Annotated in this window: 13 protein-coding genes; 3 read left to right on the top strand and 10 right to left on the bottom strand. The window is 66.9% G+C overall.

Features of this window, described 5'->3' with window-relative positions; genetic code table 11:
- Positions 1 to 52: 52 nt before the first annotated feature.
- Both AC1RNQ_RS10920 and AC1RNQ_RS10915 read right to left on the bottom strand, forming a co-directional pair.
- Positions 53 to 3,043, bottom strand: a complete 2,991-nt coding sequence (locus tag AC1RNQ_RS10920; RefSeq protein ID WP_493171366.1) for a metallophosphoesterase family protein — start codon at positions 3,041 to 3,043, stop codon at positions 53 to 55.
- Between the two features lie 36 nt (positions 3,044 to 3,079).
- Positions 3,080 to 3,361, bottom strand: coding sequence for a hypothetical protein (locus AC1RNQ_RS10915; protein ID WP_493171161.1), 282 nt, complete (start codon positions 3,359 to 3,361; stop codon positions 3,080 to 3,082).
- Between the two features lie 35 nt (positions 3,362 to 3,396).
- On the opposite strand from AC1RNQ_RS10915, the gene AC1RNQ_RS10910 reads away from it, so the two are divergent.
- The 3 genes from AC1RNQ_RS10910 (at position 3,397) to AC1RNQ_RS10900 (ending at position 5,509) form a co-directional block, all read left to right on the top strand.
- Positions 3,397 to 4,563, top strand: a complete 1,167-nt coding sequence (locus AC1RNQ_RS10910) for a CaiB/BaiF CoA transferase family protein (RefSeq protein WP_493171160.1) — start codon at positions 3,397 to 3,399, stop codon at positions 4,561 to 4,563.
- A gap of 63 nt (positions 4,564 to 4,626) precedes the next feature.
- Positions 4,627 to 5,058 (top strand): MAPEG family protein, encoded by a 432-nt coding sequence (locus AC1RNQ_RS10905; protein ID WP_493171159.1) that lies wholly within the window; start codon positions 4,627 to 4,629, stop codon positions 5,056 to 5,058.
- Between the two features lie 16 nt (positions 5,059 to 5,074).
- Complete coding sequence (locus AC1RNQ_RS10900; protein ID WP_493171158.1) at positions 5,075 to 5,509, top strand: MAPEG family protein; 435 nt, start codon at positions 5,075 to 5,077, stop codon at positions 5,507 to 5,509.
- Positions 5,510 to 5,643: 134 nt separating this feature from the next.
- Here AC1RNQ_RS10900 and AC1RNQ_RS10895 read toward each other — a convergent pair whose 3' ends face one another.
- The 8 genes from AC1RNQ_RS10895 to AC1RNQ_RS10860 all read right to left on the bottom strand — a co-directional run bounded on the left by AC1RNQ_RS10895 (position 5,644) and on the right by AC1RNQ_RS10860 (position 15,573).
- Positions 5,644 to 6,843, bottom strand: coding sequence for a class I SAM-dependent RNA methyltransferase (locus AC1RNQ_RS10895; RefSeq protein WP_493171157.1), 1,200 nt, complete (start codon positions 6,841 to 6,843; stop codon positions 5,644 to 5,646).
- A 1-nt stretch (position 6,844) separates the two neighbouring features.
- Positions 6,845 to 8,203 carry an NAD(P)H-hydrate epimerase gene (locus AC1RNQ_RS10890; RefSeq protein WP_493171156.1) on the bottom strand — a complete coding sequence of 453 codons (1,359 nt, stop codon included), beginning with the start codon at positions 8,201 to 8,203 and terminating at the stop codon, positions 6,845 to 6,847.
- A 195-nt stretch (positions 8,204 to 8,398) separates the two neighbouring features.
- Positions 8,399 to 8,788: a hypothetical protein gene (locus AC1RNQ_RS10885; RefSeq protein WP_493171155.1), complete on the bottom strand. Its 390-nt coding sequence runs from the start codon at positions 8,786 to 8,788 to the stop codon at positions 8,399 to 8,401.
- Entirely contained in the window at positions 8,785 to 10,647 is a 1,863-nt protein-coding gene (ilvD, locus tag AC1RNQ_RS10880) for a dihydroxy-acid dehydratase (protein ID WP_493171154.1), read from the bottom strand. Before ilvD ends, AC1RNQ_RS10885 begins: the two co-directional genes overlap by 4 nt.
- Positions 10,648 to 10,681: 34 nt before the next feature.
- Positions 10,682 to 11,431 carry an N-formylglutamate amidohydrolase gene (locus AC1RNQ_RS10875; RefSeq protein ID WP_493171153.1) on the bottom strand — a complete coding sequence of 250 codons (750 nt, stop codon included), beginning with the start codon at positions 11,429 to 11,431 and terminating at the stop codon, positions 10,682 to 10,684.
- Positions 11,428 to 12,276: a 4-(cytidine 5'-diphospho)-2-C-methyl-D-erythritol kinase gene (locus AC1RNQ_RS10870; protein WP_493171152.1), complete on the bottom strand. Its 849-nt coding sequence runs from the start codon at positions 12,274 to 12,276 to the stop codon at positions 11,428 to 11,430. Before AC1RNQ_RS10870 ends, AC1RNQ_RS10875 begins: the two co-directional genes overlap by 4 nt.
- Entirely contained in the window at positions 12,273 to 13,889 is a 1,617-nt protein-coding gene (locus AC1RNQ_RS10865; RefSeq protein ID WP_493171151.1) for a tetratricopeptide repeat protein, read from the bottom strand. The genes AC1RNQ_RS10870 and AC1RNQ_RS10865 overlap by 4 nt, the downstream gene beginning before the upstream one ends.
- Positions 13,890 to 13,917: 28 nt before the next feature.
- Entirely contained in the window at positions 13,918 to 15,573 is a 1,656-nt protein-coding gene (locus tag AC1RNQ_RS10860) for an electron transfer flavoprotein-ubiquinone oxidoreductase (RefSeq protein WP_493171150.1), read from the bottom strand.
- Between the last annotated feature and the right edge of the window lie 15 nt (positions 15,574 to 15,588).

Raw genomic sequence — 15,588 nt, 5'->3', positions numbered from 1 at the left:
CTTGAGCGAGATCGCCGCGGATTCGACGTATATCCTGCCGCGAGAAATGCTCTCAGTCACGAACATCGCTGTGAGGTTTGCTCGTTCCCGAGAGGATAGCGGTGAGCGTCTGATACTTATATGCATCGGGTTCACCGATCATGTCCTCCACGCCACGATCATTCTGCGGGTCCGTCTCGTAATAGGCGGACACGACTGCTTTTTTTACAACCTCGATATCGTTTTCAATAGAGGCCGGCTGATTGTCGCCCAAGGGCCAAGCTTTTGAATATTCCTCAAAATAGCCCAGCGCCTTTGGGTCGAGATCCTTCAGACAGAGACCCAGGCGACCGCAGGCGGCATGCGCCTTGATGAATTCTTGCTGATCGGTATCCGCGGCCAGTTCCCGGAAAGCGGCGCCGAGTCCGGCGAGCCCAAACTTACAGGTCTTCGCATCGTGGGGGTTCGAGCGATCGTCTGCAAGAGACCGGGCAGCAAGCCAGGCGTCGAGTCCATGGTCTCCCACCATCCCGGCCGCGACACTCCATTCGTAGAGGAAAGCACGGTCCCGTTTGAAGCGCGCACCATGTCGGTGCATTAGCGCAAGCGCCTCCCCGGGCCTTTCAGTCTTGCGAAGTACGCCCGAATAGTTGGTCAGCAGAATGACGTTGTCTGGTTCGCAGTCGGATATGGCCTTCGCAACCGCCCGGGCGACTGGCCAGCGCGATTGGCCGGCGTCCAGGAAATGCCGTGCAAGTTGCCATTGCCAACTATTGATGTCGGCATGTCCCGAGCGCCGATCCTTCAAGAAAGAAAGAATAGCGGCCTGAACCAAAGCGGGATACCATCGATCCACATCCTGACCGCTCTCCACAAGCAAATCGCGCGCGACTTCAGCAATCCGCCGGTGACGGGTCAATATATAAGCGGCCCCGCCGTCGACCATTGCTTCTCGCCGGAGGATGCGAAGAGGGCCCGAATCGAGCGCGGCCTCCTCGCACTTCAAGGCATGGGCCAATATAGTACGGGACAAATAAAGCTGGTTTTCGGCATGCATGGCCGCAATCGCCGTATATATGTCCAGCAGAGAATGGCCGCCAATTCCGGACTGCGTTCGCCAGGGCAGCATGAGACGACCCACGCGCTCTCGAAGCTCCTCGCCCTCGCGAACCATCAATAGCGCGCCAAGTAGCGTGCCCTCTTCCTTCCGCGTCGAGAGTGTCTGCGCGCCTTCCAGCAAGATCTTGGCCGCGTTTTCGGACGACTGGCCCTGAAGCCTGCCCATAGCGGCGGGGCCCCAAGCTTCCCACCCATCGGTTATGCGCCGCGCATCTTCTTCATCGATGCCGGCGAGCAATATGCGCCGATAATTGGCGATATTCTGCCACATACTATCCTGCAGACCCCGAAGCATCCAATCGGCTTCGCGTGCGGCCAAGATCAAGTGTACGTCGGTACGCGCTCCCAGCCCGCGCAAAACGTCGGCCAGGCCTGCGCCCACATTCTCCGCGTCATCGATCGCAACGATCCACGCTTGACCCTCGTTGCGGGGAAGCAGTGCCATCCAGTCTTTGGGCAGATCGGCGGCAGCGCTTTGTCGCCAAAGGCAATGCCAAGACTGGGCGCCCCGCAAAAGTCCGGCAACAGTTTGCAGCAGCGCCGCTGATTTACCGTCGCCTCCCGCACCGGTCAGCAATCGCAACACGGGCTGCGGCGCCGCGTGGTGGGCTGCCTCGAATACGCGCACCAGTTCGTCCACAATCTGCCGGGGGCGAACGCCCTCGGCCGCAGCCACCTCCCATCGCGGGAAACTGCCATCGAACCAGTCGGCCATTTCTTCGGCGCTGGGGCGCGCGGCGGTAATCTCGGCGAGCTGTGCCGCGTCGATGACCTTCCACCCCTCGGGAAGGGGCACGACCGGTCGCGACGACGATTCGGGAGGGGAAGCGGATTTTCGGCCAGGCAGAGGATAAGCATAGGCATCTCGCCCTTCGACGCGGTATCCGCTGGAGGCCGCGTCGCTGTCGAATACATACTCCCTGTTGTCTCGGTTCCACCGCAGGGGTTCGATGACCAGGCGACCCTGATCAAAATCGACTTCGCCCCACATGATGCCGTTGCGCCAGACCGAGCTGTCGCCAGCCTGAAAACCCGAAGGCGCCTGAATCGCGAGAAGAGATCCCGTCGCATCCCCTGCTCGTTGGATTCCCGAGCGGTGGAGATGGCCGTGCAGGTAAATGGCGTTTGCCTGCTCGAGCCGCTTTCCGATTCGCTCTCCGTCTGACCATGGCCGCTCACCCGTGAGCGCGGCGAGCGGATGATGGCCGAGAACGATCGTCAGATCCGCCGCTTCGCTCGCCGCCCTTTTGAGCGCCGCCTCCAACATGGTCATTCCGCCGCCAAGCCGGCCCCAATCCTCGTCATCATGGCACAGCCACGCCGTATTCGTGCCTATTATCGCAAGGCGACGGCCGTCAAGGTCCCGGATGGAGCACCCCGTGCCGCTTTCGGAGGCCAGCCAATCTTCGCCCCAAGCCCCCAGGGAACGCTCCATAGCGCGATAGTTTTCGAACCGTGGAAGGATCGCGTCGATCCGTTTTTGGCGTCCCTCGGCGCCGACTTGCTGGAACGTCTGCTGCTCGGCGGCATCGGTCATCCAGGATCGAGGATTCACGGCGCGCTTGCGATCGACATCGTGATTTCCCGGGACCGTCAAAACGGGGCAGTCGGGACCCGAGGCCGCGCGAAGAGGGTCCAGAAAGCGCTCTTGCAACATGTCATATTCAGCTTTGGAGCCCGAGAAGGCCAGGTCGCCGGTGAAGAATATCAGGTCCGGTTTTTCCGGTCGATCGCGGACATTTTGCACGATCGAATCGTACATGGCCTCGCGATGGAACCCCTCGCGCGAGCATTCGTGAACATCGGAGACATGAAGCCAGCGAATTGACAGAAACACCCCCTTCCAAACCCGTCGCGACCGTGCAGCATTTTTGAAAGCAATGGAATATGCGGACGCAGAATTACTTGTCCGGACCTCTCCCAGACGACAATCGCAACAGCCCATTCCGGGTTTCACCCTGTTTCCCGGGCCAGCCAAGCTTCATCCGCCCCGCTGCTCGCGATCGGCTGCTTCATCTGGCTCTTCCTCGGCCCCTATGCCGAGGCCGCCGAGCATACGACGCTGCAAAAGGTCGTGCCCTTCGGGCGGCAGGGCCGCGTCTTCGGCTTCGCGCAGGCGATCGAGCAGGCCGCGGCGCCGGTCACCGCCTTCGTCATCGCGCCGCGAGGCGCGACGACGATCCCGAGGCCGTCGCCGCCCGAACGACCCGGAAAGCGACGCAATGACACAAAGGGGCATTGCCTCTCCGGTTTTCTTCCGCAACCATTCGTCCGACGTACAACGAACGAGGGGAGACGATGTCGGTGGCCATGCTCGAGGGAATCCGGATCGTCGACCTGACCACGGTCATCTTCGGCCCCTATGCGACGCAGATGCTCGCCGATCTCGGCGCCGAGGTGATCAAGGTCGAGGCGCCGGGGCTCGGCGACATCTCGCGCTATCTCGGCAACGGCATCCCCGATCCGACGATGGGGTCGGTCCATCTGACCGTCAATCGCGGCAAGCGCTCGATCGCGCTCGACCTCAAGAAACCCGACGACGCTGCATTATTGCGCGAGTTGATCGCCACCGCCGACGTCTTTTTCCACAATGTTCGCGGCAAGGCGATCGCGCGGCTCGGCTTCGATTACGACGGCTGCAAGGCGATCAAGCCCGACATCGTCTATGTCCACGGCACCGGCTTCGGGCAGGACGGGCCCTATGCCGACCTCCAGGCCTATGACGACGTCATCCAGGCCGCGACGGGCACCACCAGCCTGCTGCCGCGCGTCGACGGCGATCCGCGTCCGCGCTACCTGCCCTCGCTGATCGCGGATAAAGTGGCGGGCCAATATGGCGCGCAGGCGATCCTCGCCGCGCTGGTCCACAAGCTGCGTACCGGCGAGGGGCAGGCGGTCGAGGTGTCGATGTTCGAATGCTTCACCAGCTTCATGATGGTCGAGCATCTGCGCGACGACACGCTCGACCCGCCGATCGGCCCTGCGGGCTATCCGCGCCAGCTCGACCCGACGCGCCAGCCCTTCCCGACCAGCGACGGCTATCTCGCCATCGTGCCCTACACCCCCGAATCGACCGCGCGGCTGCTCGGCCTGCTCGGCTGCCCCGAACTGCTGGGCACCCCCGAATTCGAGGCGGCGAAGGCGAAGGCGCAGCATATGCCGCTCGTCTACACCGCGATCGCCGAACGCACCCCCGCGCGCTCGACCGCCGAATGGCTCGCACTCTTCGCCGAAAACGATATCCCGGCGATGGCGGTGCGCGACCTGCAGGATATCCGCCAGGACCCGCATCTGACCGAAACGGGCTTCTTCCGCCACCGCGTCCATCCCGACGTCGGCGGCTATGTCGAGATGCAGCCGCCGGTGAAATATGGCGCGACGCCGGTTCGCGATATCGGCTTCGCGCCGCGGATCGACGGCGACGGCGAAGCGATCCGCGCCGAACTGGCGGCACGGCGCAGGTGAATTTGGGCAATTGCATATCGGCGCGCGATCCCTAGCATCGCGGCCAAATAAAGGGGGAGCGATATGACGCCGAACATCCTCGCGCCGGGCGCGGTGCTGGTCCTGTGGACGCTCGTGATGCTGGTGTGGACCGCGGTGACGCGCTTCCGCGCGCTCGCCAAGTCGGGGATCGACCTGAAAGCCGCGCCGCCGGGCGGGCGCGGCGGCGACCTCGAAGGCGTGTTGCCACCGCTGACCAACTGGAAGTCGCACAATTATACGCATTTGTGCGAGCAGCCGACACTCTTCTACGCCGTGATCCTGATCCTGCACGGCGCCGGCGGCTATCCGGCCTATGTCGCGTGGATCGCCTGGGCCTATGTCGTGCTGCGCATCGTGCACAGCCTGTGGCAGTCGACCGTGAACCGCATTCCGGTGCGCTTCACCATTTTTGCGCTGGCGACGCTGTGCCTGTTCGCATTGGCGCTGCTGGCGGTCATCGCCACTCTGGGTTGAAGGGGGAGAAGAGAATATGGAAACCAACGCTATTCTGGGACCGGTCGCGACGCTCGCGCTCTGGTCGATGGTGATGTGGGTGTGGATGTACGCGACGCGCATCCCCGCGATGAGCCGCGCCAAGATCGACGCCGCCAAGATGGTCGGCGGCACCGGCAAGAATCTCGACGAGGTGCTGCCGCCCGAGGTCCAGTGGAAGGCGCACAACTACAACCATCTGATGGAGCAGCCGACGGTGTTTTACGCCGTCGCGATCGCGCTCGCGATCGGCGGCATGGGCGGCGGGCTGAACACGCAGCTCGCCTGGGCCTATGTGGGCCTGCGCATCCTGCACAGCCTCGTCCAGGTGACGGTCAATCGCGTGATGTGGCGCTTCGGCATCTTCGCGCTGGCCAGCCTCGCGCTGCTCGCGCTGTGCGTACACGCGTTCATGGGGTTCGTGCTGCATTGAGCCAGCTTTCCCCTCCCTTCTAGGGAGGGGCAGCGAGACTTGGCAGCTTGCTGCCTAGTCGCAGCGAGGGTGGGTATGAAGTCATGCGCCTTCGGCGCGACCCACCCCTAACCCCTCCCTTTCAGGGAGGGGAATTACCGACTGAACCGCCCCGCCAGCTCGACATGCGTCGACCAGCGGAACTGCCCCACCGGCTGCACCCAGTCGAGCCGATACCCGCCCGCGACCAATAGCTTCGCATCGCGTGCGAAGCTCGCGGGGTTGCAGCTGACATAGGCGATCACCGGCACGTCCGACGACGCCAGTTCCTTGACCTGCTCCTCGGCCCCCGCGCGCGGCGGATCGAGGATCACCGCGCCGAAACGACCCAGTTCGGTCGGCACCAGCGGCCGCCGGAACAGGTCGCGATGCTCGGTCGCGACCAGCGCGCGCGCGCGGTTCGCCGCCCCGGTCAGCGCCGCGACCGCATCGCGCGCGCCCTCGGCGGCATAGACTTTGCGTCCCGCCTGCACCGACAGCGCGAAGGTGCCGACGCCGGCGAACAGGTCGGCGACCGCGCCCGCATCGCCGATCGCCTTCGCCACCGCAGCAACCAGCGCCGCCTGCCCCACCTCTGTCGGCTGCAGGAAGGCAAAGACCGGCACCTCGACCGCGATGCCGCCGAAACGCACCGTCGGCGGATCCGGCTGCCACAATATCTCGGGGCCGTCGCCCTGGTCGATCACGAAGCGCGCGAGCCGGTTCGCGCCGGCGAAATCCTGCAACGCCATTGCCGCGTCGAGCCCCTCGGCCTTCACCCCCTCGAGGAGCAGTTCGACGCCCTGGTCGAGCATCTGCAGCTTGACCTTCACTGGCCGCCGCTGCGGCGCGATCAGCGTCAGCAATTCGCGCACCGGCGCGACGAGCGCGAACAATTCCGGCAGCAGCAGCGGGCACATCCGCATGTCGACAATCTGGTTGCTCTGCGCCGCGTTGAAGCCGATCGCGACCTGCTTGCCCGTCCGCAGCGCGGTCAGCGCGGCGCGGCGGCGGCTGTGCGGGGGCGACAGCAAGGCGGGCAGCACCTCGCCCGCCGCGACATCCTGCCCTTCGAGCCCGCCGATCACCCGGTCGCGCACATAGTCCGCGAGCCCGGCCTCGGCGACATGCTGCAACTGGCACCCGCCGCATTTACCGAAATGGCGGCACGCGGGTTCGGCGCGGTTGGGCCCGGGGATCAATATGCCGTCGGGGCGCACCCGGTCGCCCGGCGCCGCGCCCGCCACATGGCGACCATCGTCGGTAACACCGTCGCCGCGCGCGGCAATGCGGGTAATCAGGGCTGTTTCGTTCACGTCAGTCTTTCACCAGGTCGTCGGCCACAAGGCCGGGGCCGATAGCCTGCGCGCGCGCAATATGCCAGCCCACCGCAGCGACGGCGGCGTCGAAGGCATCGCCCCCGCGCGCCAGCATCGCCCCGCACGCCCCCGCGAGCACATCGCCCGTCCCCGCTGTGGCAAGCCAGGGACTGCCCGGCCATGCCGCGACGACGCGGCCGTCGGGCGCGGCGACGATGGTATCGGCGCCCTTGTAGATAACGACCGCGCCCGCATCGGCGGCGGCGGCCTTGGCACGGTCGATCTTGCTGCCCGCCAGCCCCGGGAAGGCCTTGGCAAACTCGCCCTCATGCGGGGTCAGGATTGCCGGCACCGCGCCGCCGAGCGCCCGCAAGCGCGGTAAAGCCGAAGCAATGGCGCCGGCATCGAGCACCAGCGGCTTGCCGCTATCGAGCGCCGCCGCGACATCGCGATTCAGCGCCTCGTCCGCCGGATAGCCCGGCCCGACGATCACCGCTCCGACCCGCGGATCGCCCAGCCGCGCGCCGTAACCGCCGCCGCCTTCGGCGATGATCGCATCCAAAGGCGCATCGTCCGCGCCGCTCAGCACGACATAGCCCGCCCCGCTGCGCAGCGCCGCCGCAGCGGTCAGCCGCGCCGCACCCGACATCGGCCCCGACCGGACCAGCACCATCCCGCGATCGAACTTGTGCGCCGTGGCATCAGGCGCGGCCATCTTCGCGATCGGCAAAATGCGCATCGTCCGTTCCGCCGCGATCCCGATCGGCGCCAGCAGCACGCGCCTGCAATGTGCCGCGGCCGGCAGCAGCACATGCGCAGGCTTGAGCGCCCCCAGCGCCAGCGTCACATCGGCGGGCAGCGGCGGCACCCAGTCGCGCACCCCGTCGCCATCGACCCCGCTCGGCACATCGACGGCGAGCACCCGCCGCCCGGCGAAGCGCTGCAATATCGCCGCCAGGTCGGCGCCGACCGGCCGCGTCAGCCCGACACCGAACAGCGCATCGACGATCAGCGGCGCCGGCGCCGTTTCGAGGGTCAGCGCCTCGACCGGCCCGCTCCACCGCACCCGCGCGGCCCGCGCCAGATCGGTCGCCGGCTCGGCGATCGCGGCAATCCGCACCTTGGCCCCGCGCCCCGCAAGCAATCGCGCCGCGACATAACCGTCGCCGCCATTATTCCCCGGCCCGCACAGGATCAGGACGGGGCCGCCCGCCGCCATACGCCACGCCATATCGGCCACCGCGGCGCCCGCGCGGTCCATCAATTCGGCGAGCGAAGTCCCCGACGCCGCGCAATCCGCCTCGGCCGCACGCATCGCGGCGGTGGTCAGGATCGGGGCGTCGGCTGGGACGGGCATGGCGCTGTGGTAGCGCGTTTTGGGGCGAGTGAGAACTCCAGGACCGGTTCAATCCGAGACGAACGTCTCGTTCATCGTCACCCCGGGCTTGACCCGGGGCCTGCCTTGTCTTGAAGAAAAAGGCGGTTCCCGGATCAAGTCCGGGATGACGAAGGGAACAATTGCAACGGCAGCTCCCCACGCCAAAGCGCGCGATTAATCCACCCCACCGGTATCCGCCGGCAACCGGTAGCGATCACCCCCGACCGCCACTTCGATCACGCCCTCATCGACGATCGAGACATTCGCGACCTCCGCGCCGTCGGCCGAAATGACGCCGCGCCCGTCGGTGGTGATCTGCAGCCGGCGATAGCCGACGTCGCTCCGCCCGACGACCAGCACGGCACCGTCCGCGCCGCTTATCTCCTGCACCGTACAGGTCCGGTCGAACAGCTTCGCGCCCTCGAGCGCGCATTCAATGCGGCCGTCGTTGGCGGCGTCGCGCGACTGCTTCGCCTCGGCGGCGGCGATGTCGGCATTGTTCGGCTTGTCGCTGCATCCCGCGAGCAGCAACAGCGGCAGAATCGCCAGTCCTGAGATCCTCAACCCTTGGCCCCCTTCAGCTGCGACAGGTCGCGCACCGCGCCGCGCGCGGCGCTCGTCGTCATCGCGGCATAGGCCTGAAGTGCTACCGAAACCTTGCGCGGCCGCGGCTTGGCGGGGGTCCAGGCCGTATCGCCCTTCGCCTCCATCGCCGCGCAGCGCTCGGCCAGCACGCTGTCGGCGACCGCGAGGGTGATCGTCCGCGACGGGATATCGATGTTGATCAGGTCGCCATTCTCGACCAGCCCGATCGCTCCGCCCTCGGCCGCTTCGGGCGAGACATGGCCGATCGACAGCCCCGAGGTGCCACCCGAAAAGCGCCCGTCGGTGATCAGCGCGCAGGCCGCGCCGAGCCCCTTCGATTTGAGGTAGCTCGTCGGATAGAGCATTTCCTGCATCCCCGGCCCGCCCTTCGGTCCCTCATAGCGGATCACGACGACGTCGCCCGCCTCGACCTGCCCGGTCAGGATGCCCGCGACCGCCGCATCCTGGCTTTCATAAACCTTGGCAGGTCCAGAGAATTTGAGGATGCTCTCGTCGACCCCCGCGGTTTTGACGATGGACCCGTCGAGCGCGATATTGCCCGACAGCACCGCGAGCCCGCCGTCCTGGCTGAACGCGTGGCTTGCCGAACGGATCACCCCGCCCTCGCGGTCGAGGTCGAGATCGTCCCAGCGCCGGTCCTGGCTGAACGCGGTCTGCGTCGGCACCCCGCCCGGCGCCGCCATGAAGAATTTCTGCACCTCGGGATCGTTGGTCCGCGAGATGTCCCATTTGTTGAGCGCGTCGCCCAAGGTTGCGCTGTGGACTGTCGGCAAATGCGCATGGATCAACCCCGCACGCTCGAGCTGGCCGAGGATCGCCATGATCCCGCCGGCGCGGTGGACGTCCTCCATATGCACGTCACTCTTCGCCGGGGCGACCTTCGACAGGCACGGCACCCGGCGCGACAGCCGGTCGATATCTTCCATGGTGAAGTCGACCCCCGCCTCGAACGCCGCGGCGAGCAGATGGAGCACCGTGTTGGTCGACCCGCCCATCGCGATGTCGAGGCTCATCGCATTCTCGAACGCCTCGAAGGTCGCGATATTGCGCGGCAACACGCTGTCGTCATCCTCTTCATAGTGGCGGCGGCACATGTCGACGACCAAGCGGCCGGCGTTGAGGAACAACGCCTTGCGGTCGGCGTGGGTCGCGAGCGTCGAGCCATTGCCGGGCAGCGACAGCCCCAGCGCTTCGGTCAGGCAATTCATCGAATTGGCGGTGAACATGCCCGAACAGCTGCCGCAGGTCGGGCACGCCGCCTGCTCGATCGCGGTGACTTCCTCGTCGCTGTACTTCTCGTCGGCGGCAGCGACCATCGCATCGACCAGGTCGAGCGCGACGGTCTTGCCCTTGATGACGACCTTGCCCGCCTCCATCGGCCCGCCCGACACGAACACCACGGGGATGTTGATGCGCAGCGCGGCCATCAGCATGCCCGGGGTGATCTTGTCGCAGTTCGAGATGCACACCATCGCGTCGGCGCAATGCGCGTTGACCATATATTCGACGCTGTCGGCGATCAGGTCGCGGCTCGGCAGGCTGTAGAGCATGCCGTCGTGCCCCATCGCGATGCCGTCGTCGACCGCGATGGTGTTGAATTCCTTGGCGACCCCGCCATGCGCCTCGATCTCGCGCGCGACCATCTGGCCCAAGTCTTTCAGGTGGACGTGCCCCGGCACGAACTGGGTGAAGCTGTTGACCACCGCGATGATCGGCTTTCCGAAGTCGCTGTCCTTCATCCCCGTCGCGCGCCACAGCCCGCGCGCGCCGGCCATGTTGCGGCCATGGGTGGTAGTGCGCGAACGATAAGAAGGCATTTCAACTAATCCTAGTAATTATATTTCACAAATCTTACGCGCCCCTACACGCTTCGAGCGGCGGGGACAATGCCAGTTTATTGCACATGCGAACGAGCCGCCCGGCGAACAACGCCTGCCCCGCGGCGTCGCGCACCAGATCCTGCCGCATCTCGATCCCGACATAGGGAATATCATTCGCCTCGGCGTGCCGGTTCATCGTCGCGTTGAGCAGCTTGCCCGAATAAGGAAGCTGGTCGCCGACGATCAGGTCTTCGGCTTCCAGCGCCACGATCGCGGGCGCCGCGAGCCGCTCGTCCGCATTGTACAGCACCCCAACATGCCACGGCCGCGCCTGCCCGGGATCGCTCGCCAGCGAGGGCGTGAAGCTGTGCAGCGACAGGATGAACGCCGGCCGCGCCGCCGCGATCGTCGCGGCGATATGCTCGTGATAGGGGCGGAAGAAGCGCGCCATCCGCGCCTCGCGCCCGTCATGATCGAGCGCATTGCCCGGGATCGCATGGCCATCGCTGGCGATCGGCACCGCGCCCGGCGCCTCCTCGTCGCGGTTGCAGTCGACCACCAGCCGCGACACCCCGCCGAGGATCGCCGCATCGACCGCGCCCGCATCGACCAGCAGCGCCGCGACCTCGGCGACGCCGATATCGATCGCGATATGCGCGTCCAGCAGCGCCGGGTCGATGCCGAGGTCGATGTCGGCGGGCACATGGTTCGACGCATGGTCGCCGATCAGCAGCACCCCGCCCGCCCGCGGGCTGCCGAGCGCCACCCATGCCTCGCTCATCGCAGCGTTCCCGCCATCTGCCACCAATGCGGATGGCTTTCCGCGAGCTTCACCGACGCCGCATCGCGCTCGGCGAGCGCATCGAACAGCGCGAAGCAGGTCGCCCCCGACCCCGACATGCGCGCGAGCCATGGGCTCAGCGCGCCGAGCTCGGTGAGCATTTCGACGATCGCCGGGCACTCTGCGATCGCCGCGCGCTGCAAGTCGTTGCGCGCGGCGAAGAGCTGCGCGCGCCCCGCCGGATCGCCGAACAGCGCCCCGCGATCGATCCCGTCCCACGCCGCGAACACCGGCCCGGTCGCGACGGGCTGGCGCGGGTTGACCAGCAGCACCGGCGTCCCGCCGAGCCTAAGTTCGGGCACCGGCGACAATTCTTCGCCGACCCCGACGCCCAGGCAGGTCCGGCTCGTCACGCACGCCGCGACATCGGCGCCCAGCGGCGCGATAACGCGCGCCAGGATGCCGTCGCCCAGTTCGGGCAGGAAATGCGCCCGCACCAGCCGCGCCATCGCCGCGGCATCGGCCGACCCGCCGCCGATCCCCGCCGCGACGGGCAGCCGCTTGGTCAGCTTCACCGCCAGCGGCGGCACGCGGTCGGCGCCATAATGCGCACGCAGCAACGCCACCGCGCGCAGCACCAGATTGTCGGCCCCGACGCTCAGTCCCTCGGCGAACTCGCCGTCGATAACCAGCCCGTCCGCCCCCGCCACCCGCGCCTCGATCGTATCGCCATGGTCGACGAAGGCGAACAAGGTCTCGATTTCATGATAGCCGTCGGGCCGCCGCGCGCGCACATGCAGCGCCAGATTGATCTTCGCCCAGCCCGTCTCGGCAAACACCGTCATGGCGCGGTCGTCATGGGGGTCAGCCCGTCGCGCAATTTCGCCTCGATCCGCGTCGCCATGTCGGCCTCGGCGACCAGCGCCGCGGCGCGCCAGGTATAGCGCGCCTGGAAATGCCGCCCCGTCGCCCAATAGGCGTCGCCCAGATGCTCGACGATCACGGCATTGGCCGGATCGCCTGCCTGCGCCTTTTCGAGCAGGGGCACCGCCTCGCCGGGCTTGCCGGTCAGGAAATAGGCCCAGCCGAGCGAATCGGTGATCGCCGCGCTCTGCGGGTCCTGCGCCCACGCCGCCTCGATCTGTTCGAGCGACCGGTCGACATTCTTCCGCCGCTCGATCGACGAATAGCCGACGAAGTTCAGCACATTGGGGTCGTTCGGCCGCAGCCTGATCGCCTTGTCGAGCAAAGGCGCCGCCGCGTCCCAGTCACCGGCCTTGAGCAGCAGTTCGGCGCGCGCGATCAGCAGGCTGCCGCGCAACGCCGCATCATTCTCGCCGTCGCCCAGATCGGCTTCGAGCGCCGCATAGGCACGCTCGGCCACCGCGGCATCGCCGCCGCGCCGCGCGACATCGGCGTAGCGCACGAGCAGGCTGCGCGACCCCGGCTCGCGCGCGATCGCGCGTTCGGCAAGGTTCACCGCGGCGGGGAAGCCGCCCTTGTCGGCGACCAGCTCGGCATAGCGCATCGCGAGCACCGGCGGCGGATCGCGGAACTCGGCGAGCGTGCCCAGCGCATCGTCGATCTGCCCATTGCCCGCCAGCGCCTCGAGCAGCGCGCCGCGCACCTGCCAGTCGCTCGGTTCCAGCCAGAAAGCGACGCGCGCAAAGAGCAAAGGCACCTTGGGATTGCTGTTCGGTGTCTGCGCGAAGCCGTCGGCGAGCAGCCCGAACCAATGCGCCGCCCCGCCGCGCGGGGCCGTGACGAGCTGGTCGGGCAGCAACAGCACCGGATCCTCGCGCTCGCCCGTCGCGAGCGCGATCCGTCCGCGCAGCCGCTCGGCCGCCGCGCCCTCGCCCGCCTTGGCGAGCGCCGCGGCGACGCGCACCGCGACGAGCTGGCTCGTGCGGTCGGTCAAGATCACCTTGTCGGCGAGCGCCGTGGCCTCGGCCGGACGCTGCGCGGCCAGCTGGACCAGCGCCGCCTCGAGCTGGAATGCCGGCTGCGGCGGTCCGCGATCGCCCGCGCCGAGCAGATGGCGCTCGGGCGCGGCCTCGCGCGCACCCACCGCGATCCAGCTGCTGAGCGGCGGCGTCACCAGCCGCGCGATCGCATCGCCGCCGCCCTTGTCGCTACGCCCGGCGACATAGGCCTGCGCGCCCTTCCAGTCCGCGCGTCGCAGCGCATCGGCGACGAGCACCAGCTGCGCGTCGAAGCGCCGGTCGCCTGCCTGCCACAGCAGGAAGGCCGCGCTGCGTGCCGCGGCGAAATCGCCCGCCTCGATTGCCTGCTCGAGCATCCGCCCGCGCAACCCCGGCAGTTCGGGCGCCGCGCTCGCCACCGCGGCCAGCGCCGCGAGCGCGGTCTGCGGATCGCCCGCATCCTCGGCCAGCCGCGCGCGCGCCAGCGCGTTCAACGCCGCGTCCCCGCCATCGGCCGCCTGCACGGCGAGCGGCATCAGCGCCGCCGCCGCGAGCAGGCCCAGCTTACATATTCGGATAATTGGGGCCTCCGCCGCCTTCGGGGGTGACCCAGTTGATATTCTGGGTCGGGTCCTTGATGTCGCACGTCTTGCAATGCACGCAATTCTGCGCGTTGATCACGAATTTGGGATCGCCGACGTCCTGCCCGACGATCTCGTAAACCCCCGCCGGGCAATAACGCTGCGCGGGCTCGTCGTACATCGGCAGATTATATTCGACCGGGATCGACGGGTCCTTCAGCTGCAGGTGGACCGGCTGGTCCTCCTCGTGATTGGTGTTCGAGATGAACACCGACGACAGCCGGTCGAAGGTCAGCACGCCGTCGGGCTTGGGATAGTCGGGCTTGGCCATCATGTCGGCGCGGTACAGGCTCGCATTGTCCGGATGATGCTTCATCGTGAAGGGCATCTTGATCTTCAGCGTCTCGGCCCACATCGTGATGCCCGACAGGATCGTGCCGAAGAAATCGCCCCATTTCTCGACGAGCGGCAACACGTTGCGCACGACGCTGAGTTCCTTCTTCACCCAGCTGTCGTCATAGGCGTCCTGATAGGCGGTCAGCGTGTCGCTGCCGCGCCCCGCGGTCACCGCCGCGAAAGCCGCCTCGGCGGCCATCATGCCCGACTTCATCGCGGTGTGCGTGCCCTTGATGCGCGGCACGTTCAGGAAACCGGCGCTGTCGCCGATCAAGGCGCCGCCCGGGAAGGCGAGCTTGGGCACCGACTGATACCCGCCGTCGCTGATCGCCCGCGCGCCGTACGACACACGCTTGCCGCCCTTGAGGATCTTGGCGATCTCGGGGTGCGTCTTCCACTTCTGCATTTCCTGGAAGGGCGAGGTGTGCGGATTGCGGTAATTGAGCCAGGTCACGAACCCGAGCGCCACCTGCCCGTTCGCCTGGTGATAGAGGAAACCGCCACCGTTCGAATGTTCGTCGAGCGGCCAGCCCTGCGTGTGGATCACGCGCCCCGGCGCGTGGTTCTCGGGATCAATGTCCCAGAGTTCCTTGACGCCCAGGCCATAGACCTGCGGCTCGCAATCGGCGTCGAGCGCGAACTGCAGCTTTAGCATCTTGGTCAGATGCCCGCGCACGCCCTCGCCGAAGAAGGTGTATTTGGCGTGCAGCTCGAGCCCCGGCTGATAATCGCCCTTGTGGCTGCCGTCGCGCGCGACGCCCATGTCGCCCGTCGCGACGCCCTTCACCGAGCCATCGTCATTGTAGAGGATCTCGGCCGCGGGGAAGCCCGCAAAAATCTCGACCCCCAGCCCTTCGGCCTGCTCGGCGAGCCAGCGGCAGAGGTTGCCGAGGCTGCCCGTATAGGTGCCCTTGTTGTGCATGAAGCCGGGCGAGATGAATTCGGGCAGGTTGAACTTCTTGGTCTTCGTGAGCACCCAATGCTGGTTGTCGTTGACCGGCACCTCGGCGAGCGGGCAGCCTTGGTCGCGCCAGTCGGAGATCAGTTCGTCCAGCGACTTGGGATCGATCACCGCGCCCGACAGGATATGCGCGCCGACCTCGGACCCTTTTTCCAGGATACAGACCGACAATTCGCTGCCCGCTTCGTTCGCGAGTTGCTTGAGGCGGATCGCCGCCGAAAGCCCCGCCGGACCCGCGCCGACGATGACCACGTCATAGGGCATCGATTCCCGTTCGCTCACCGCAAATACCTTTCT

The sequence above is a fragment of the Sphingopyxis sp. GW821-FHT12F08 genome, assembly GCF_058806755.1.
The sequence above is the reverse complement of the archived record's forward strand: the minus strand, read 5'-3'. Positions and strand labels throughout refer to the sequence as shown.